This is a genomic window from Serinicoccus chungangensis (assembly GCF_006337125.1).
Classification (GTDB): Bacteria; Actinomycetota; Actinomycetes; order Actinomycetales; family Dermatophilaceae; genus Ornithinicoccus; species Ornithinicoccus chungangensis.
Map to the genome: position 1 here is coordinate 3044705 of NZ_CP040887.1, position 17905 is coordinate 3062609.

Here is a 17905-nt window from a genome sequence, read left to right on the forward strand (position 1 = left end):
CGCCCGGCGCGTGACCGGGCGGGCGAGAAAGGGTGGACGTCCTCGGCGGGGCCTCCTGACCGGGCACGGGACCCGGCGGAGGCGTCAGGACCTGATGTCGAGGAACGGGTCGCTGATGACGCCGTTGAACTGGTCGGTGGCCGACCGGATGACGGACCCGTCAGCAGCCAGCTTGCCGCCCACGGAGAGCGGCGTCCGCGTCTTGGACCACCGCAGCGAGCCGATCGAGCCGGACGACCGGGATGAGGTGACCCGGTCCCCTCCGGAGAGATGCTCGGTCACGCGCAACGTCACCGTGGACCCGTCCCGCACGCACTCCGCCGAGTACCACCGGTGCCAGTAGACCGGCACCGTGGACCGGACCGTCACCGCGCCGGCGTCGCCCGCCACGCGGCAGGCGACCCGGCCACCGTCGACCTCGATCTTGTACTGCGCCGGGTCGGAGGCCAGACCCCGTTGGATGAGGTTGTCGCCGTTGTCCGTGGTCGTCCCCGAGGAGCGCTGGTCCTTCTTGAACGTGGCGCCGAAGCTGAAGTCCCTCGAGCCGGGCGCGAGCGGGTCACCGGACTGCGCCTGGTGCCGCACCCGCATGATGGCCCGCGGGGCGGACCAGCCGGACGCAGGAGCGGGCAGCCGGACCGCCGCATCCCCCCAGCGGTCGCGGTCGGCGGTCGCGGTCGCCCCGTAGACCGAGGCGATGTCAGCGGTCACCGGGAGCCCACCGGTGTTGACCAGGGAGGTGACGCGTGACCCCGGGGACGGGTACCCGGATGGTTCCAGGGCGACCTCGGATCCCGAAGGGGGCTGCGCGGCAGCCGCTCCGGTGGTGGCGCAGACCAGGGCGAGGACGGCGGCGGACAGGGAAAAAGTACGGCGAGCCTTCACGGTGGCTCCTCTCGTGTTCGGAACGGCACGAGAGTAGGGCACCCGGCGCTCCAGCGCCTGGCCAACCACGCTCATCCCCGCTGGTCGGTCACCCACATCCCCGTCAGACCGCGGAAGTGCGCGATGAACTTCTCGTGCTCGTGCGCCGGGTAGTGCCCGCGCACGGTGTCCGTGAGCAGGCGGTCGAAGTCCTCCGAGGACACCCAGTCCATGACCCGCTCGGGCAGGTGCGGCAGGTGCTGCTCGCACCACTCCCAGTAGCGGTCGGTCTCGAACTCGGCGTCGGCGAGCTCGCGGTAGGCCTGCATCTTCTCGGTGTAGGTGCGGTCCGGGTCGTCGCCGATGGCGAAGTAGTCGCGCGGGTTGCGCACGCCGATGGCCGACTTGCGGCCGGTGACGAGGCAGTAGGTCGACCAGCGCACGAGGGCGGTGATGGCCCAGGGGAAGTAGTAGTGCAACGAGGTGATCGCGACGTCGGGGCAGGCGTTGGCGTAGTCGATGGGGTAGACCTCGTCGCCGGCGACGAGCATCTCGGCGGAGTTGAACTCCCACCCGAAGAAGGCGTTGACGACCTTGCTCACCGTCTCGGCCTCCCACCCTGCCTGCGGGGAGAGGAAGTCGTGGGTCACGGCATACCGGTTGTGCATCGGCTCGTCCGGTCGGAAGTCCATGACCATCGTCTCCGGGCCGATCGTCAGGGCCCGGGCGAACTTGTCGTAGTCGACCGTCGCCTGCAGGTGCATGAGCATGTTGCCGGACTCGTCGTAGGCCTTGTGCAGACCCTCGACGTCCTTGACCTTGGAGACGCCGCGCCAGCCGCCGCCGTCGAAGGGCTTCATGAAGAGCGGGTAGCCGATGTCGGCGGCGATGGTCTCGAGGTCGAAGGGGTCGTTGTACTTCGCCGCCGTGTAGGCCCAGCGCACGTTGTCGACCGGGTTCTTGTAGGGCACCAGGACCGTCTTGGGGATCTTCATCCCCAGCCGCAGCATCGCGACGTAGGCGCTGTGCTTCTCCATCGACTGGAAGGTGAACGGGCTGTTGAGCAGGTAGGTGTCGTTCATCAACGACGCCTTCTTCAACCACTCCCGGGGGTGGTAGTACCAGTACGCCAGGCGGTCGATGACCAGCCCGTGACGGACCGGGTCGGTGAGGTCGAAGGGGTGGATCCGCACGCGCTCGCTGCTGATCGAGTGCGTCGCGCCGTCGGCCTGCACCGGGCCGACCATGGACATGATCGACTCGAAGGCGCGCGGCCAGTCCTCCTCCGCCCCGAGCAGCAGACCGATCAGGTGGGTGCGCACGTCGTTGGCCATGACCGGAACGTTAGCGCCTCGACGCCCCCGCGTCAGCGCACGACCCGGCCGAGTCGGGCCTGCTATATAAGCATTGACTTATGCGTTAGATGGTGCCACGCTCGACTCATGACAGCCTTCGACGTCCTGGGCGACCCGGTGCGGCGCAGGCTGCTGGAGCACCTGGCCCTCGGCGGGGAGATCTCCGCCGGTGGACTGGTCGCCCTCGCGCAGGAGGAGTTCACGGTCAGCCAGCCGGCCGTGTCCCAGCACCTGCGGGTGCTGCGCGAGGGCGGGCTGGTCAGCACACGGGCGGACGGCCGACGCCGCCTCTACGCGCTGGAGCCCGGCCCCCTGGCCGAGGCGGAGCGCTGGCTGGCCGAGCTGCGCGGCTTCTGGTCGCAACGCCTGGACGCGCTGGAGACAGAGCTGGCCCGCGGGCGCCTGCGGCACCGGGCGGACGGCAGCACCGACGAGGCGGACACCGCCGACGACACGACACGGAGGATGGCATGAAGGACCTGCTGGACGAGCTGACACAGGTGGACCGGTCGACGGGCGTGGGCACCGTGCCCGCCGGGCCCGCGCAGGTGGTGACCCTCTCGCGCCGCTACGCCGCGACCCCGGCGGAGCTGTGGGACGCCCTGACCGACCCCGACCGGTTGGCCCGATGGTTCCTCCCGGTGGAGGGCGACCTGAGCCTCGGAGGACGGTTCGCCTTCACCGGGAACGCCGGCGGGGTCGTCCGCGCCTGCGAGCCGCACCACCGGCTGCTGGTGACCTGGGAGATGGGCCCCACCGGACCGGAGGACGCGTCGCTCGTCGAGGTGCTGCTGGAGGAGGCCGGGGACGAGTCCGCGGGCACCGTGCTCACGCTGACCCACCGCGCGCAGACCCCGCCCGAGATGTGGGACCAGTTCGGGCCCGGCGCCATCGGCGTCGGCTGGGACGGGGCCCTGCTCGGGCTGGCGCTCCACCTGGCCGGTGCCCAGCTGCCCGCGGCCGAGGAGCTGGACCGGGACCCGGCCGTCCGCGAGTTCAACGCCGCCTCCGCGAGGGCCTGGGGCCAGGCGCAGCGGGCGGCAGGCACGGCGCCTGAGGTGGTCGAGGCCAACGTCGCGGCGACCACCGCCTTCTACGTTCCGCCGCAGGGCGGCTGACCGGACGGCATACCCGCCCGACCTCCGCGAGGGCCGGTCACCGGGCCTCGGGGCGATGATCGAGAATGGGCTGATGACCTCCCCCGGACCCGGCCGGCTGCTCCGTGTCCTCGCCGACGCCGAGGCGGTGACCTGGTCGCTCCTGCTGCTCGGTATGGCGTTGAAGTACCTCACCCGGACGACCGACCTCGGGGTGAGCATCGCCGGTCCCATCCACGGCTTCGTCTTCCTCGCCTACTGCGTGGTGGTCGTCGTGGTGGCCGTCGACCAGCGCTGGGGCGCCAGGACGCTCGTCCTGGGGCTCTTCAGCGCGGTGCCACCCTTCGTCACCATCCCCTTCGAGCAGTCCGTACGCCGGCGAGGGCTGGCGGGAGGGGAGTGGCGGCTGCGGGAGTCCGCGGTGGCGCGCACCCTCCCCGAGCGGGCCCTGCACGGGGTCCTGCGACGGCCGGTGCTCTGGGCGGCCGTCGCCCTCGTCGGGGTCGCCGTCGTGTTCGCCGTCCTCCTGCGCCTGGGGCCGCCGGTCGGCTGAGAGGCGCGCCCGTCGGGTCCGGCCTCAGCAGAAGCGGGGCAGGTGGTGGGCGAGCTGCTTGCGCCACCACGGCCAGTCGTGGGCGCTGTCGTGCCCCCACAGGTCGAGCTCGTGCGGGATGCCTTTGTCCGCCAGGATCCCGGCCATCCGGTGCGCGCCGGGCAGCGACTGGGTCGGGTGCACCTCGAAGGCGCCCTGCCCGACGACGATGAGGATGCTGGCGTTCTCGCGCACCCACTGCAGGTGCTCGCCCTCCATCCCCGCGACGTAGGCCGTGGGGTTGTTGAAGTAGGTGGCCTCCCCCAGCTCGCCCCACCCGTGCCAGGAGCTGGGGTCGAAGTTGCCGGACAGGCTTATCCCGACCCCGAAGACGTCGGGCCGCTTGAGGGCGAAGTTCACCGCGTGGAAGCCGCCCATGCTGGCGCCGACCGTGACGATGCTCCGGTGACCCGGCGAGTCCTCGTCGATGAGCGGCACCACCGTGTCGAGGATCCACCGCTCGTAGGCGCCGTGCCGACGCGCCCGCTCCTCCGTCGGCAGGCTGTTGTCGCTCCAGGTGAGGTGGTCGAAGGAGTCGACGCAGTAGAGCTTGATGCGGCCCTCCCCCAGCAGGTCCGCGACCGCCTCGATCATCCCGTTGTTCTCGAAGTCCCACGCCCGACCGGCCTCGGACGGGAAGACCAGCACCGGACGGCCGTAGTGGCCGTAGCGGATGATCGCGCCACGCCCGACGCCCTGGGTGTCGAGATCGACCTGCTCGCGCTCCATGGCACTCCTTCGTGTCCTGGGCCACGACCTGGCCCGACGTGGGGGAAAGCCTGCCACACGTCATACCTCCGGCACCGGGTGCTGCCAGCCGGAGCCGGCGCCCCTCGATCCGCCGCGGATATCCGTCTGGAGGATGACGCGCGCCACCCGTCGTCCCGGCCAGACTGTCAGCCGTGCAGTTCCGAGGACACGTGCGCGTCATGACGGGTGATGCAGAGGGACCCTCGGGCCGGACCATCGGTCAGGCCGAGCTGGTCACCCCCGAGTGCGCCGTGATGCGGCTGGGTCACAGGGAGCCCACCCCGTCCCTCCCCCTGCATGTGGTGCCCGTCCCTGCCGCAGCAGGGGGCGGCAGGGACGGGCACACCCGCGTCGAGGTGCTGGAGGTCGTCACCGCCTCCGACGGCGAGCGCGAGGTCGCCCTCCGTCTCTCGCCTCCGGCTGCGACCTCACCGTCGCGGGCCGAGCTGTCGGCCACGGCGTCGGTGGGTGCGGCGGCGTTCGGCCTGCCGGAGTGGTTCTGCAAGAGGTTCCCCCGGATGTGCGACTAGGTTGGAAGGCGTGGCCCGAGGGGACCGGACGGAGGGGCAGCGATCATGAGCAGCGAGACGCACGGCTCCCTGGACATCCGGCACGGACCCGGGTGGCGCATGCTCATCCGCGGGCTCGGCCTGCTCGCCATCGTCGTGGCCACCGTCTTCGACCTCGGCACGACCGGGGTCCTCATCGACGACCTCTACCTCGTCGGTGGCGGGATGGCGCCGGCCTGGATCGGCACCACCCTGGTGCTGCTCATGACGGCCCTCATGGTCGTGCGCTACCGCTACCCGGTGGCCGCGCTGCTCGGTGTGGCCGGCATCAGCATCGGCCTCACGCTCGTCCTGGAGTACGCCCAGCCCATCTTCTGCCTGCTCGTCGTCATCCACTCGGCGGCACGACGGGGAGGGCTCTGGCGCTGGTGGGGCTCGTTGGCCCTGGGTCTGGTCCAGGTGCCGCTCATCGTGCGCAACGTCGCCAAGTCCTTCGAGAACCCCGACCTCGGCAACCTGCTGACCACCACCACCTTCTTCGTGGCGCTGGTCTTCGCGGCGTGGGGGGCGGGGACGGTCGAGCGCTACACGCACCACCGCACCACGGCGCTGCACGACGAGCTGGACGTGCGGTCCGAGCGGGCCGCGCACGCCGAGCGGCAGCGCATCGCCCGGGAGCTGCACGACATCGTGGCGCACTCCGTCAGCGCCATGATGATGCAGGCCGCCGGGGCCCGGGCGATGGCCGGCTCGCTGGACCGCGACCACCCCGGGGACCAGCGCATCGGGACGGTCATGAGGTCGCTGGGGACCATCGAGTCGACCGGGGCCCAGAGCATGCGCGAGCTGCACCGACTGCTGGGCGTGCTGCGCGGTGAGGCGCTGGCCGAGGCCGGCTCGGGCAGCCTCGCCCTGGGTCAGGAGTCGGGGGTCCAGCCCGGGCTGGGTGACCTGGACGGCCTGGTCGACCTGAGCCGCAGCAGCGGGCTCCTCGTCGAGGTCCACCGCACCGGCGAGCAGCGCGAGGTCGACCCCTCCGTGGGTGCGGCGGCCTACCGCGTCGTCCAGGAGTCGCTGACCAACGCGCTCAAGCACGCCGGCCGGGGGGCGCTGGTCGACATCTACGTCGCCTGGCACGGCTCCGAGCTGCAGATCCAGGTGCGCTGCCGCGGCAGCCGGGACCCGGACCGGACAGACATCCCCAACGGCGGCACCGGGCTGCGCGGTCTGCGCGAGCGGGTGGGCCTGGTGGGCGGCCACTTCGAGGCCGGGTGGGCCGGCGAGGAGTACGTCGGGACGGCCGTCCTGCCGACGGGCCCGACCGAGCACCCGCTGAGCCCGCCGGCGCGCGAGGTGAGGCGACCGTGAGCATCCGTGTCGTCGTGGCCGACGACCAGGAGCAGGTCCGCGACGGCCTGTCGATGCTGCTCGCGGCGGAGAGCGACCTGGAGGTCGTCGCCCTCGCCGCCGACGGCGTCGAGGCGGTCGAGGCGGTGCGGCGCGAGCGGCCCGACGTCGTCGTCATGGACATCCGCATGCCCCGCATGGACGGCATCGAGGCCACCCGGCAGATCACCGCCGAGGTGGAGGGCGGCGACGCCGACGGGGTGACGACGGTGCTGGTGCTGACCACCTTCGACCACGACGACGCGCTCTACGGTGCGCTGCGCGCCGGGGCGTCGGGCTACATGCTCAAGGACGCCGTCCCCACCCGGCTGGGGGACGCGGTCCGTCGCGTCGCCGCCGGCGGCTCGTGGATCGACCCGGGGGTGGCCGGGAAGGTCATCGAGACGCTGCGGGAGACGGCGCCGCGGGACCCCAGCGGGCTCCCCAGCCTGCAGATGCTCTCCCCCCGCGAGCTGGAGGTGCTCACCCTCATGGGCGACGCGCCCTCCAACAGCGACCTCGCCGAGCAGCTCTTCGTGTCCGAGGCCACCATCAAGACGCACATCTCCCGGCTGCTCATGAAGACGGGCAGCTCCGAGCGTGCCCAGCTGGTCGCCCTGGCCTACCGCACCGGCCTCGTCCAGCCCTGACCGCCGCGTACCAACTTGCCTCGTTCCGGCGGGAGGAGTCGGGCGGGGTCCGGAGGGTGGGCAGGACATCGTCCGGCGACGCGCCCGATCGGCAGGACACCTGCACTGACCTGCACAAACGCGCGTTGCAGCGGGTCGTGGGACGACGACATACTCCTCGGGTGCCCACTTCTCTCGGACTCTTCGGCACCGGACGCCTCGGCTCGGCGATCCGGCGGCTCGCCGACGCCCGGGACGACCTCGAGGTGCGCTGGGCGGTCGGGCGCGAGCGACCCGAGGACCTGGAGGCGGTCGACGTCGCCATCGACGTCAGCACGGGGGCCGCGGTCGCGGACCACCTCGCCTGGGCGCGTGGCGCCGGCACCGACCTCGTCATCGGCGCGACCGGGTGGGATCCCGCCCTCGTCGACGGCGACCTGCCCGTCCGTGTGCTGGTCGCCCCGAACTTCTCCCTGGGCGTCGCCCTGGTCCGGCGGTTGACCGGCGTCCTGGGCGCGTATGCCGCCGCCACCGACGGCGCCGGCACGGACGTCGACCTCGCCGTCACCGAGAGCCACCACCGGCACAAGGTCGACGCCCCCAGCGGCACCGCCCTCGCCCTGCGCGAGGCGCTGGCCCGCGGCGCCGGCACCCGCCTCGAGGACGTCCAGACCACCAGCCTGCGTCTCGGCGAGATCGTCGGCGACCACGAGGTGGTGGTCACCACGGCCCTGGAGACCCTCACCCTGCGGCACACCGCGCACGACCGCGACCTCTTCGCCGCCGGCGCGCTGACCGCCGCCGGCTGGCTCACGACCCGGCCGCACCCCGGCCTGTTCACCCTCGACGACCTCGCCGAGGACCACCTGCGACCGCTGCTGGGCGACCCCGCCCAGCAGGCGGGCCCCCGGCCCGCCGGTCGGTCCGCGACCGCCGACGCCCACGCCTGAGCGCCGGCACCCCACGAAGGAGTCATGATGCCCACCACCCTCACCGCCGCACCGTTCACCGGTCTCGGCGTCGCCCTCGCGACGCCGTTCACGACCGGGACCGACGCCGCGGGTGGGACCCGAAAGCCCGCCGTCGACCACGCCGCCTTCGGGCGGCTCGTCGAGCACGTGCTGGCCGACGGGCTCGGCGTGGACTGGCTGGTCGTGCTCGGCTCGACCGGCGAGGCGGCGACCGTCACCGACTCCGAGCGGCACGCGCTGGTCCGCCAGGCCGTCCAGCTCGGCCACGCCCACGGGCGGGGCGTCCCGGTCGTCGTCGGCGTGGGCCACAACGACACCGAGCGGGCCTGCGAGCTCGCCGCCCAGGCCGCTGCCGCCGGGGCCGACGCCCTGCTGGTGGTCACCCCCTTCTACAACAAGCCGCAGGTGAGCGGGCTCGTCGCGCACTACCGCGCCGTCGCCGAGGCGGCGGACGGGCTGCCGGTCATCGCCTACAACGTGCCTGGTCGCACCGGCTGCAACATCACCCCGGACGCGATGCGCCAGATCTGGCAGGTGGAGCAGGTGGTCGCGCTCAAGGAGAGCTCGGGCGACCTGCGCCAGGTCGGCCAGCTCTGCCGGGAGGCACCCGCCGGCCGCGCCGTCCTGGCCGGCGACGACGACCTAGCCCTGGCCTCGATCGCGGTCGGCGCCCAGGGGCTCGTGTCCGTCTGCGCCAACGTGGCGCCGGTGGAGACCCGCCGGCTCGTCCAGGCCGCCCGCTCCGGGGACCTGGGCCTGGCCCGGGAGCTGGACGCCCTGCTGGCCCCGCTCATGGACGCGATGTTCGCCGAGACCAACCCGGTGCCGGTGAAGGCCGCCCTCGCCTGCCTCGGCGTGGCCACGGCCCACGTCCGGCTCCCCCTGTCCCCCGCCGAGCCGGAGACGTGGAGCCGGGTCCAGACCGCGCTCGCCGACCTCCAGGCATCGCGGCGCAGCAGTGACGTGAGTGCCCGGTCCGGTCTGCTGCCGGGCCGGTTCACCGTGCCGCGCGACGCCGCGGCGCTCGCCTCGTGAGCACCGCCACGACGACCGGGACGTCCGAGCTCGAGACCGCCTTCGCCGAGGGCGGCCCCGAGCCGACGGTCGCTCAGGTCGAGGAGCTGCTCACGGCCCTGGAGGCCGGCCAGGTCCGCGCCGCCAGCCCCGGTGACGACGGGCGGTGGCGCGTGCACGGCTGGGTCAAGCGGGGGATCCTCGCGGCGTTCCGGCTCAGCGAGACCGTCGAGATCGACTGGCCCGGCGGCAGCGTCGACAAGTCGCTCGTCCCCGCGCGCCGGATCACGGCGGGCGACGGCATACGGCTCGTGCCGGGGGGGACCTCGGTGCGCCGCGGCGCCCACCTGGCGCCCGGCGTCGTGGTCATGCCCCCGAGCTACGTCAACGCCGGCGCCCACGTCGGTGCGGGGTCGATGGTCGACAGCCACGTGCTCGTCGGGTCGTGCGCGCAGGTCGGCGAGGGCGTGCACCTGTCCACCGCCGTGCAGCTGGGCGGTGTGCTCGAGCCGGTCGGCGCCCGGCCGGTCGTGGTCGAGGACGAGGTCTTCGTGGGTGCCCAGTGCGGGCTCTACGAGGGCGTCGTGGTGCGCCACGGGGCGGTGCTCGCGCCCGGCGTGACGCTGACCGCCGGCACCACGATCTACGACCTGGTCGAGCAGCGCGAGGTGCGCGGCGAGGTGCCGTCGGGCGCCGTGGTCGTGCCCGGCACCCGCCCGGCGCGGGGTGACTACGCGCAGCGGCTCGGCCTCTCGCTCTACGCCCCGGTCATCGTCAAGTACCGCGACTCCTCCACCGACGCCGCGACCGCCCTCGAGGAGTCGCTGCGGTGAGGGCGGCGACCAGGGTGGCGGGCCAGGGCCTGTCACCGATCCGACGCATGTCCCTCGGCGCCCCGGAGTCGGCGGTCGACCTGGGCCTCGGCGAGCCCGGGTGGCCGGTGCCGGACGTCGTCGGTCGCGGTGGCACGCGGGCGCCCTCGCTCTCCTACGGACCCAACACCTCCGACCCGGCACTGGTCCGCGCGGTCGCGAGGTATGCCTCCACCCCCACCTGCGACGTGGCTCCGGACGGGGTCATGGTCACGGCGGGCAGCCAGGCCGCCCTCTTCGCGCTCTTCCAGTCGTGGGTCGAGCCCGGCTCGACCGTGCTGGTGCCCGACCCCGGGTTCGTCGCCTACCCGACCCTCGCGCGGATGTGCGGGGCGACGCCGGTGGGCTACCCGCTCGGCGCCGACGGCGGTCTCGACGACGACGCGCTGGTGACCGCGCTGGCCGAGCAGCCGCATACCTCGCTGGTCGTCCTCAACCACCCGGCGAACCCGACCGGCGGGCTCGCGTCGGCGCCGGCGCTGTCACGCGTGGCGGAGGCCTGCGTCGACCAGGGCGTGCTCCTGGTGAGCGACGAGGTGTATGCCGAGCTGTGGGTCGACCGGCGCCCCGCGTCGCTGCGGGACGTGAGCCCGGCGGGGGTCGTGCTGGGGTCGATGAGCAAGGCCTTCGCCGCCCCGGGGCTGCGGATCGGATGGGCGCTCGGCGCGCCCGACGTGCTCGCCCCGGCCCGACTGGTGCACAACGCGATGACCACGGCGCCCTCGCGGCTGTCGCAGGCGGCCGCGCTGACGATTCTCGAGGCGGCCGACGAGGTGCTGCCGGCGTCCCGGGCCGAGGTCCGCGCCCGCTGGGACGCGGTCGACCGGATCGCCCCCCGGCTCCGCACTTCTGGACATCGGTTCCTGGGCGACGGGCACCAGGAGCCGATGTCCAGAACCGCGGAGAGGGCGGGGTTCTACCTCTGGCTCCCGCTGCCCGACCACCTGGCCGACAGCACAGAGCACGACGGCACGCCCAGCACCGAGGCGTTCGCGCTGCGGCTGCGCGACGAGGGCGGGGTGACGACCATCCCCGGCACCGCCTTCGGTGAGCGCGGGGAGGGCTTCCTGCGGGTCAGCCTGGGCGGCCCGGTGGACGATCTCGAGGAAGGACTCCGGCGCCTGGCGCCCTGGTGGGAGGCATGATCTTGACCGCTGCGACGACCGACCTGTTCGCCTTCGACGAGGCGACCCTCGACGGGCTCACCGCCAGGCACGCGAACCCGTTCTTCGCCTACGACCTGGCGGCGGCCCGTGAGCGCTTCGCCCGGTTGCGGGCGGCGCTACCGGCGCGGGTGCGCCTCGCGTACGCCGTGAAGTCCAACCCCGGGCTGCCCCTGCTCGAGGCGTTCGCCGGGCAGGGCGCGTGGTTCGACTGCGCGAGCGCCGGCGAGGTCTCGGCCGCGCTGGCCGCGGGAGGGACCGGCGCCGGCATGGTCTTCGCCGGCCCGGCCAAGACCGAGCGCGACCTGCAGGCCGCGCTCTTCGCCGGGGCGCGCGTCCAGGTCGACGGCATCGAGGACGTCGAGCGGCTGCACGCCCTGCACGACGGGGAGCGGGCCCTCCCGGTGAACGTGCGGGTCAACCCCGCGGGGGGCGTGTCGGAGGTGGCGACCATCATCGGTGGCGGCGGGCCGAGCGCCTTCGGGGTGGACGAGGAGTCGCTGGACGCCTTCGTCGGTGAGGCCGCGCGCTTCGACCGGGTCGAGATCCGCGGCCTGCAGGTCTTCCCGGCGAGCAACGAGCTCGACGCCGGACGGCTGCTGGCCAACCACCGCACGGCGCTGCGCATCGGGCGCCACCTGCAGGGCCTGCTCGGGCACGACCTGGACCTCATCGACATCGGCGGCGGCCTCGGCATCCGGTATGCCCTCACCGAGGCCAGCCTCGACGTCCGCGCCGTCGGTGCGGGCCTCGGGCGCATCCTCGGGGAGAACGACTGGTTCAGCGGCGAGCTGCTGCTCGAGCCCGGCCGCTGGCTGTCCGGGCCGACCGGGATCTATGCCGCACGGGTCGTGCGGACCAAGGTCTCGCGCGGCGAGCGCTTCGTCATGCTCGAGGGCGGGATCAACCACCTCCTGCGCCCGCTGCTCACCGGTCAGTCGTTCCCGACCCTGGCGGTCCGGCCCGGCCAGGGAGTCCTGGACGGTGAGCGGGCGACGAGCACGCTGGCCGGGCCGCTGTGCACCTCGCTGGACCGCGTCGGCACCGGCGACCTGCCCGTCGACCTGCGCCCCGGCGACGTCGTGGTGTTCGGACAGACCGGCGCCTACGCCTACACGCAGGCGATGAGCCACTTCCTCTCCCACGCGCTGCCGGAGCAGCACTGGGTGGGTTGATCTCGGTGGACCGGCCCAGGCTCAGGCGGGGCGGTGGAGCGTCGTCGGCGACCGCAGGGCCTGGATGTCCTTGACAATCCTGGGAGCATGGCAAAGGATTGGTCAACTCCGCCGGGCTGTCCGACGGATGACAGATTCCACACAGGTGGCACGTGGCACAGCCGTTCTGGATCGTCTCCCTCGATGCCGCACCCGCCGAGGTCGCGGCCACCCTGGCTGCCTGCACGGAGTCGCGCATCCGGTCGGTCGTGGTGCCGGTCGCGACGGTGCGCGAGCGACTGACCATCGCGCGCCCCCCGGCCGCGGTGCTGCACGGTGATGGATCGTCCCCCGCACTCCTGGACACCCAGCGCTGGTTCGCCGAGGCCCGGGTGCCCACGCTCGTCCTGCTGCCGGCGCTGACCGAGGACCTGGAGGCCATCCTGCTCGACCGGGGCGCGCAGGACGTGCTCCAGCTGCCGTTGTCACCGCGTCGCCTCGGCGCCCGGCTGCGCCTGCTGGGTCGGACCCCCGTCGATCGCCAGGAGAAGACGGACGAGATCCAGGTGCAGGGCAACGTGACACTGTCCCCGACGAGACGTACGGTGCACGTGGGTGCGGCGCCCGTGCCGCTGACCCGGTCGGAGTTCGACCTGCTGCTCACGGTCGCGCTGGCCCGAGGGTCGGTGGTCGACCACCAGGACCTGGCGCAGGCGCTGCGCCACGAGGATCTGAGCACGCGGGCCTTGCAGACGCACGCCAGCCGGGTACGCAGCAAGCTGCGGGCGGCCGGGGCCGGCGACATCCTCCGCCCTGTCCGCGGGATCGGCTACCGCCTGCGGAGCTAGGGCCCACCCCTCTTTTCTTTCGGTTTTCTTTCGCTCCTGACGGGGGTGGGTCAACGACCGTCCAAATCTTGGTCAACCTTCGTCCATGAGGGTGCTCCAGCCGTTCCGGTGATCGCCTCGGCGTGACTACTCTGTCGCGTCCCATCAGCGCTCACGTCCCCTCGGAGCACTCTCTTGATTCGCTATCTCGTGGCGCTCTTCAGCGCCGTCGTCCTGTCCGTGCTCTCTCTCGGAGCGACCCCCACGGTCGCCCTGGAGCAGCAGTCGTCATCCCTGTCCGTGCAACGCATCGCCGGCGACAGCCCCGCGGCGGTGGCTGCGGCTGCTTCGTCGAGCTTCCCGGCCGGGCAGCCGGTGGTCTTCGTGGTCAACGCCGACGCCCACCCGGACGCCATGGTCGCCGCCACGCGCGCCGGAGGCATCAACGCCCCCGTGCTGATGGTCGGCCGCACGTCCGTCCCGGCGGCGACCCAGCAGGCGTTGAGCCGGTTGGCGCCGCAACGGATCGTCGTCGTCGGCGGCGACGGCGTCGTCGCCGACGGCGTGCTCGGCTCCCTGCGCCCCTTCGCGACCGGTGGCACCGTCGAGCGCGTGTCCGGCCCGAACAGGTATGTCACTGCCGCCGAGCTGGCGCGCAAGTTCTCCGGGGGTGCCACCCGCGTCTACCTCGCGGGCGGCCTCGGCTACGCCGACGCCATGTCGGGCGCCGCCCTCGCCGGCTACCAGAATGCCCCCATGGCGCTGACCCCGAGCGACCAGCTGCACCCCGCCACCCGCGAGACGCTCCAGCACCTGCGTCCCTCGGAGATCGTCGTGCTCGGAGGTACGCAGGTGGTGTCCGCGGCCGTCGCCCGGCAGGCGGCGTCGTACGCGACCTCGGGGAAGGTCACCCGGCTCTCCGGGGCGGACCGGTACGCGACCGCGGCCGTGATCGCCTCGCAGTTCCCGAGCAGCACCAGCACCGCCTACGTCGGCCCGGGCCTGGCGTACAGCGAGGCCCTCGTCGCTGCCGCGGCGGCAGGACGCGCGCACAGTCCGCTCCTGCTCACCCGGACCTCTGCCGTGCCCTCCAGCACGGCACAGGCTCTCGACCGTCTCCCGCTCACGAAGATCCTGGTCGTCGGCACGCGGTCCAACATCGCTGACACGGTGGTGCAGGAGCTCCGGACCGGCGGCGCGCCGCCGGTGTCCGGACGCCCCCTGCTGGGTGGGTACCTCGGCGCCCCAGGAGAGCGACCCGACGAGCGCTTCCGCGAGTCCTTCGGCGCCTGGCCCGACATCGCCTCCACCTACTACCAGGCGAGCGGCCGCGGCGGGGGGACCATCAACCGGTCCTACGAGCAGGCCCGGATCAGCCACGGCACCATCCCCCTCATCACGGTCACGTCGGCCAACGGGCCCTACACGATGCGAGAGATCGGGTCGGGGTCTGCCGACCGGTGGATCGACTACTGGGCCGGGGAACTGGCCAACCTCCGCGGTGAGGTCTGGTTCACCTTCGACCACGAGTTCGAGGTCAAGCTCAACCAGGGCCGCTTCGGTTCGTCCACGACCACCGACGACTACGTCCGCGCCTACAACCGCTTCCAGCAGCGGGTGACGTCGAAGGCACCCAACGTGAAGTTCGTCTACTGGTACGGGTACCACGACACGGCCAAGATCGACGCGATCGGGTCCAAGATCAACCGGCCGGACATCATCGCCCTCGACCCCTACGTGTTCGGTCACCACGCCTCCGACACGACGTTCGAGGAGATGGCCCAACCGAAGCTGAAGTGGCTCAGGGGCAGGAACTGGTACAGCAACCAGCCGATCATCTTCGGTGAGTTCGCGAAGGACAAGAGCCACGGAGAAGGCCACGTCGCGAACTTCCTGACCGATCTGCGGCCCCGTATGGCGTCCCTGGGGGTCGAGGGTGCGGTGTACTTCTCGCGCGACAAGTCCGGTGACATCCTGGCCGACCTCACCAGGTCCAGCTTCCCGCGGGCGCGGAGCGCGATGTCGACGTCGGTCCTGGAGTAGCAGCGGACCCACGGTCGAGGCCCGTGGTCCGACCGGTCCAGGCCGGCGGACCGCGGGCCTCACCGTCTGTCAGGGGGTGTACGTCCCGACGAGGTCGGCGTCCAGGCTCACGTCGGAGGACGACGACGAGGCCTGGTGCACCTCGATGGCCAGGGTGTTGGTTCCCGGGACCAGCAGCGCCGGGTCGAGGGTGAAGGAGCGCAGCGCCCGCTCGGCCTGTCCGTCCCGGAAGGTCGCGGCCCGGGTGGTCCCGGTGACGGCCCCGGCCGGCATGTTGTCCCGCACGGCCTCGACGCCGTTGAGGTAGACCACGGCACCGTCGTCGACGACCATGCTCACGACCAGGCTGTCCGGCACGGTGGTGACGTCGAACCTGGTCCGGACGTACGTCGTGATGTACTTGCTCGTCGCCGAGGGTCCCCACCCCACCACGGTGGCTTCGTCTCCGTCCCCGTACCCGAACTCCGCGGCGCCGACCCTCCAGCCTGCGTCGTCGAAGGTCGGCCCCTGCCAGCCCGGGTCGAGGCTGCCCCGGTCCCAGTAGGTCCAGGAGGCACCGGAGCCGTCGACGTAGGTCTGCTGGACGACCGGGGGCGGTGCGGTGCCGCCGGTGAAGCGGACGAACCCCTGGGCGGGGACGCCGCTCACACTCGTGAACTCCCCGCCCGCGACGACGCCGGTGGCTGTCGCGTCGATGGCCCAGACACCCCAGAAGTAGTCGAACGTCGGCCGGAAGGCGTCGTCCACGACGCCGGTGCGGGCGTCCGCGACGAGCAGCTTGAGCCGCGTGTCGTCCTGGAAGCCGTCGTGGAAGCCGAAATACACCTGGCCCCCGTGATGGTCGATGGCCTGGACGTCGCCCATCGTCGTCTGCCGCCACCGGCGCATCCCCGTCGCACTGTCCCAGGCGGTGGCGCTGTTGGACCCCGCCGCCAGGGCACCGAAGAGCATGGACCCGTCGTCGTTGAGGGCCAGGTCGAGGACGGGTCGCACGCTCGACTGGTACGTCTGGGGCCCGGCGGCGCCGGTCCAGCTGGACACGGCTGCCACCCCCGTGCGCGGGGCACCCCCTGCCGAGGTGAAGTTGCCGGCGACGTACAGGACGTCCTGGGTGGGGTGCTTGACCACCGAGGTCACCTTGGAGTCAGCCCGACCGACGAAGCCCCCGTCCACCGCACCGGTGCTGGCGAACACCTTGGAGACCCGTTGACGGCTCACCCCGCCGATGGTGCTGAAGTCCCCGCCGACGTACAACCAGCCGTCGCGGACATCCAGCCCCAGGACGCCCCCGTTGGCGTCGGCCCGGAACGCGGGGTCGACAGCACCGGTGGTCAGGCTCACCTTGGCGAGCCGCGACCGGGTCACACCTCGAATCCTCCCGAAGTGACCGCCCACGTAGAGGGCGGCGCCGTCGCTGGCCAGCGTCTGCACGGTGGACCCGGCGTCGGCGATGAAGTCTCGGCGCAGGGCCCCGGTGTCGACGTCGAAGGCGGCCAGGTTCCGCCGGCCCACCGACTCGCCCCCGGGGCTGGTCGCGGTCGTGAACCTGCCCCCCACGTAGACGGTCTGACCCACCACGAGGACCGCGGAGACCTTGCCGTTCACCCGCCACGACGGGGAGGGGACGTCGGAGGGGGTGGCCGCCGTGGCCGCCTGTGGCAACCCAAGGAGGAGGGCGAGAGCGCACACCACGACGCGTGCGAGAAGAAGACGACGTCGACCGATCATGGCCCGTCCGTTTCATCAGAGCGTTATGCCATAGTCCGCCCGCCCGCGGCGCCACGTCAAGGGCGATGCTAACGGTCGTCACCGACGGCCAGAAAGGGCTGAGCCAGGACACCGTTGAACTGGTCGGTCGCCGAGCGGATCACGGCACCGTTGGCCGCGAGCTTGCCGCCCAGCGACAGCGGGACGCCCTCCTCGAAGGAGAGCGCCCCCAAAGGCCCCGAGTCCGACTTGGTGGCAGTCTGGCCGACGACCGACAGGGGAGCCAGCGACACCTCGATCGACTCACCCTGCCGCGCACATCTCACGCGGTACCACTCGCCAGCCTCGAGCTCCTGGTGGATCCGGGCCTCGAGAACACCGTCGAGGCCGGCCATGCGGCACAGGACGTTCTCCCCGTCGGAGTCGATCTTGAACTGGCTCTCACCGGAGGCCAGCCCCCGCTGGATGAGGTTGTTGCCCCCGTCCACGGTCGTCCCTAAGGACACGTCGTCGAGCGCGAAGTCGACCCCGAAGACGAAGTCCTCCTCGTCCACGTCCAGCACCCCGGCCTCGGCCTCCTGCGTCACCCGGACGATGGCCCGGGGAGGCGCGTCGTCGAGGGAGAACTCCGGGAAGCGCAGCGCTGGCTCGCCGAAGCTGTCGACCCCCGCGGTGACCAGACCGCCGTTCAGCGCCACCGTGGCGACGGCGAGACCCTGGGTACCGACGGACAGCTCGTCGAGGGACTCCTCGTCGATCGTCGACAGCTCGAGCGACAGCAGGTTGCCCTCGTCGTCGACAGCCGCCGGGGGCGAGGCGGTCGCCGTCTGCTGCGCCGGCTCCTCCGCCTGCTCCACGACCCGTCCGGCATCGGGGTCACGCTCGGCGACCACCCCGCACCCGCTGAGGGCCACGAGGCCCACGGCGAGGAGCAGCGATGAGGCACGCTTCAGCACGGATCGCTCCTTCTGG

18 protein-coding genes are annotated in these 17905 nt (G+C 72.4%); 13 read left to right on the top strand and 5 right to left on the bottom strand.

Features of this window, described 5'->3' with window-relative positions:
- Nucleotides 1–84: 84 nt before the first annotated feature.
- A complete protein-coding gene (locus FHD63_RS13910; RefSeq protein WP_139722548.1) occupies nucleotides 85–711 on the bottom strand; it encodes a LamG domain-containing protein in 627 nt (208 codons plus the stop codon).
- 245 nt (nucleotides 712–956) lie between these two features.
- Nucleotides 957–2198, bottom strand: a complete 1242-nt coding sequence (locus tag FHD63_RS13915; RefSeq protein ID WP_139722549.1) for an ATP-grasp domain-containing protein — start codon at nucleotides 2196–2198, stop codon at nucleotides 957–959.
- 108 nt (nucleotides 2199–2306) lie between these two features.
- On the opposite strand from FHD63_RS13915, the gene FHD63_RS13920 reads away from it, so the two are divergent.
- The 3 genes from FHD63_RS13920 to FHD63_RS13930 all read left to right on the top strand — a co-directional run bounded on the left by FHD63_RS13920 (nucleotide 2307) and on the right by FHD63_RS13930 (nucleotide 3869).
- Nucleotides 2307–2693 (top strand): ArsR/SmtB family transcription factor, encoded by a 387-nt coding sequence (locus tag FHD63_RS13920; RefSeq protein WP_139722550.1) that lies wholly within the window; start codon nucleotides 2307–2309, stop codon nucleotides 2691–2693.
- Complete coding sequence (locus FHD63_RS13925) at nucleotides 2690–3337, top strand: SRPBCC family protein (RefSeq protein ID WP_139722551.1); 648 nt, start codon at nucleotides 2690–2692, stop codon at nucleotides 3335–3337. Before FHD63_RS13920 ends, FHD63_RS13925 begins: the two co-directional genes overlap by 4 nt.
- Before the next feature lie 73 nt (nucleotides 3338–3410).
- On the top strand, nucleotides 3411–3869 hold the full coding sequence (locus tag FHD63_RS13930; protein ID WP_139722552.1) for a DUF3817 domain-containing protein: 459 nt from the start codon (nucleotides 3411–3413) through the stop codon (nucleotides 3867–3869).
- 24 nt (nucleotides 3870–3893) lie between these two features.
- On the opposite strand, the gene FHD63_RS13935 is transcribed toward FHD63_RS13930, so the two are convergent.
- A complete protein-coding gene (locus FHD63_RS13935; protein ID WP_139722553.1) occupies nucleotides 3894–4637 on the bottom strand; it encodes an esterase family protein in 744 nt (247 codons plus the stop codon).
- Between the two features lie 173 nt (nucleotides 4638–4810).
- Here FHD63_RS13935 and FHD63_RS13940 point away from each other — a divergent pair, with 173 nt between their 5' ends.
- The 10 genes from FHD63_RS13940 (at nucleotide 4811) to FHD63_RS13985 (ending at nucleotide 15226) form a co-directional block, all read left to right on the top strand.
- Entirely contained in the window at nucleotides 4811–5188 is a 378-nt protein-coding gene (locus FHD63_RS13940; protein WP_139722554.1) for a hypothetical protein, read from the top strand.
- Between the two features lie 45 nt (nucleotides 5189–5233).
- Nucleotides 5234–6535, top strand: a complete 1302-nt coding sequence (locus FHD63_RS13945) for a sensor histidine kinase (protein WP_139722555.1) — start codon at nucleotides 5234–5236, stop codon at nucleotides 6533–6535.
- Nucleotides 6532–7203 (top strand): response regulator transcription factor, encoded by a 672-nt coding sequence (locus tag FHD63_RS13950; protein ID WP_139722556.1) that lies wholly within the window; start codon nucleotides 6532–6534, stop codon nucleotides 7201–7203. Before FHD63_RS13945 ends, FHD63_RS13950 begins: the two co-directional genes overlap by 4 nt.
- 161 nt (nucleotides 7204–7364) lie before the next feature.
- Nucleotides 7365–8132, top strand: a complete 768-nt coding sequence (locus FHD63_RS16010; protein ID WP_158296794.1) for a 4-hydroxy-tetrahydrodipicolinate reductase — start codon at nucleotides 7365–7367, stop codon at nucleotides 8130–8132.
- Between the two features lie 27 nt (nucleotides 8133–8159).
- A complete protein-coding gene (gene dapA, locus FHD63_RS13960) occupies nucleotides 8160–9188 on the top strand; it encodes a 4-hydroxy-tetrahydrodipicolinate synthase (protein ID WP_139722558.1) in 1029 nt (342 codons plus the stop codon).
- Complete coding sequence (locus FHD63_RS13965; protein ID WP_139722559.1) at nucleotides 9185–10000, top strand: 2,3,4,5-tetrahydropyridine-2,6-dicarboxylate N-succinyltransferase; 816 nt, start codon at nucleotides 9185–9187, stop codon at nucleotides 9998–10000. Before dapA ends, FHD63_RS13965 begins: the two co-directional genes overlap by 4 nt.
- Before the next feature lie 47 nt (nucleotides 10001–10047).
- Nucleotides 10048–11184, top strand: coding sequence for a pyridoxal phosphate-dependent aminotransferase (locus FHD63_RS13970; RefSeq protein ID WP_139722560.1), 1137 nt, complete (start codon nucleotides 10048–10050; stop codon nucleotides 11182–11184).
- A 2-nt stretch (nucleotides 11185–11186) separates the two neighbouring features.
- Nucleotides 11187–12377, top strand: coding sequence for a type III PLP-dependent enzyme domain-containing protein (locus FHD63_RS13975; RefSeq protein WP_158296795.1), 1191 nt, complete (start codon nucleotides 11187–11189; stop codon nucleotides 12375–12377).
- Between the two features lie 152 nt (nucleotides 12378–12529).
- Nucleotides 12530–13204 carry a winged helix-turn-helix domain-containing protein gene (locus FHD63_RS13980; RefSeq protein ID WP_158296796.1) on the top strand — a complete coding sequence of 225 codons (675 nt, stop codon included), beginning with the start codon at nucleotides 12530–12532 and terminating at the stop codon, nucleotides 13202–13204.
- A 174-nt stretch (nucleotides 13205–13378) separates the two neighbouring features.
- Nucleotides 13379–15226 (top strand): cell wall-binding repeat-containing protein, encoded by a 1848-nt coding sequence (locus FHD63_RS13985; RefSeq protein WP_139722563.1) that lies wholly within the window; start codon nucleotides 13379–13381, stop codon nucleotides 15224–15226.
- 69 nt (nucleotides 15227–15295) lie between these two features.
- Here the strand turns inward: FHD63_RS13985 and FHD63_RS13990 are convergent, their stop codons facing one another.
- The gene (locus tag FHD63_RS13990) at nucleotides 15296–16888 is read right to left on the bottom strand and encodes a hypothetical protein (protein WP_139722564.1); all 1593 of its coding nucleotides are present in this window, start codon (nucleotides 16886–16888) and stop codon (nucleotides 15296–15298) included.
- Nucleotides 16889–17022: 134 nt separating this feature from the next.
- The gene (locus FHD63_RS13995; RefSeq protein ID WP_139722565.1) at nucleotides 17023–17889 is read right to left on the bottom strand and encodes a hypothetical protein; all 867 of its coding nucleotides are present in this window, start codon (nucleotides 17887–17889) and stop codon (nucleotides 17023–17025) included.
- Nucleotides 17890–17905 lie beyond the last annotated feature (16 nt).

Bases quoted from the DNA above. Each gene is read 5' to 3' on its own strand.
- FHD63_RS13915 (WP_139722549.1), bottom strand. From the start codon at position 2,198: ATGGCCAACGACGTGCGCACCCACCTGATCGGTCTGCTGCTCGGGGCG.
- FHD63_RS13920 (WP_139722550.1), top strand. From the start codon at position 2,307: ATGACAGCCTTCGACGTCCTGGGCGACCCGGTGCGGCGCAGGCTGCTG.
- FHD63_RS13925 (WP_139722551.1), top strand. From the start codon at position 2,690: ATGAAGGACCTGCTGGACGAGCTGACACAGGTGGACCGGTCGACGGGC.
- FHD63_RS13930 (WP_139722552.1), top strand. From the start codon at position 3,411: ATGACCTCCCCCGGACCCGGCCGGCTGCTCCGTGTCCTCGCCGACGCC.
- FHD63_RS13935 (WP_139722553.1), bottom strand. From the start codon at position 4,637: ATGGAGCGCGAGCAGGTCGATCTCGACACCCAGGGCGTCGGGCGTGGC.
- FHD63_RS13945 (WP_139722555.1), top strand. From the start codon at position 5,234: ATGAGCAGCGAGACGCACGGCTCCCTGGACATCCGGCACGGACCCGGG.
- dapA (WP_139722558.1), top strand. From the start codon at position 8,160: ATGCCCACCACCCTCACCGCCGCACCGTTCACCGGTCTCGGCGTCGCC.
- FHD63_RS13970 (WP_139722560.1), top strand. From the start codon at position 10,048: ATGTCCCTCGGCGCCCCGGAGTCGGCGGTCGACCTGGGCCTCGGCGAG.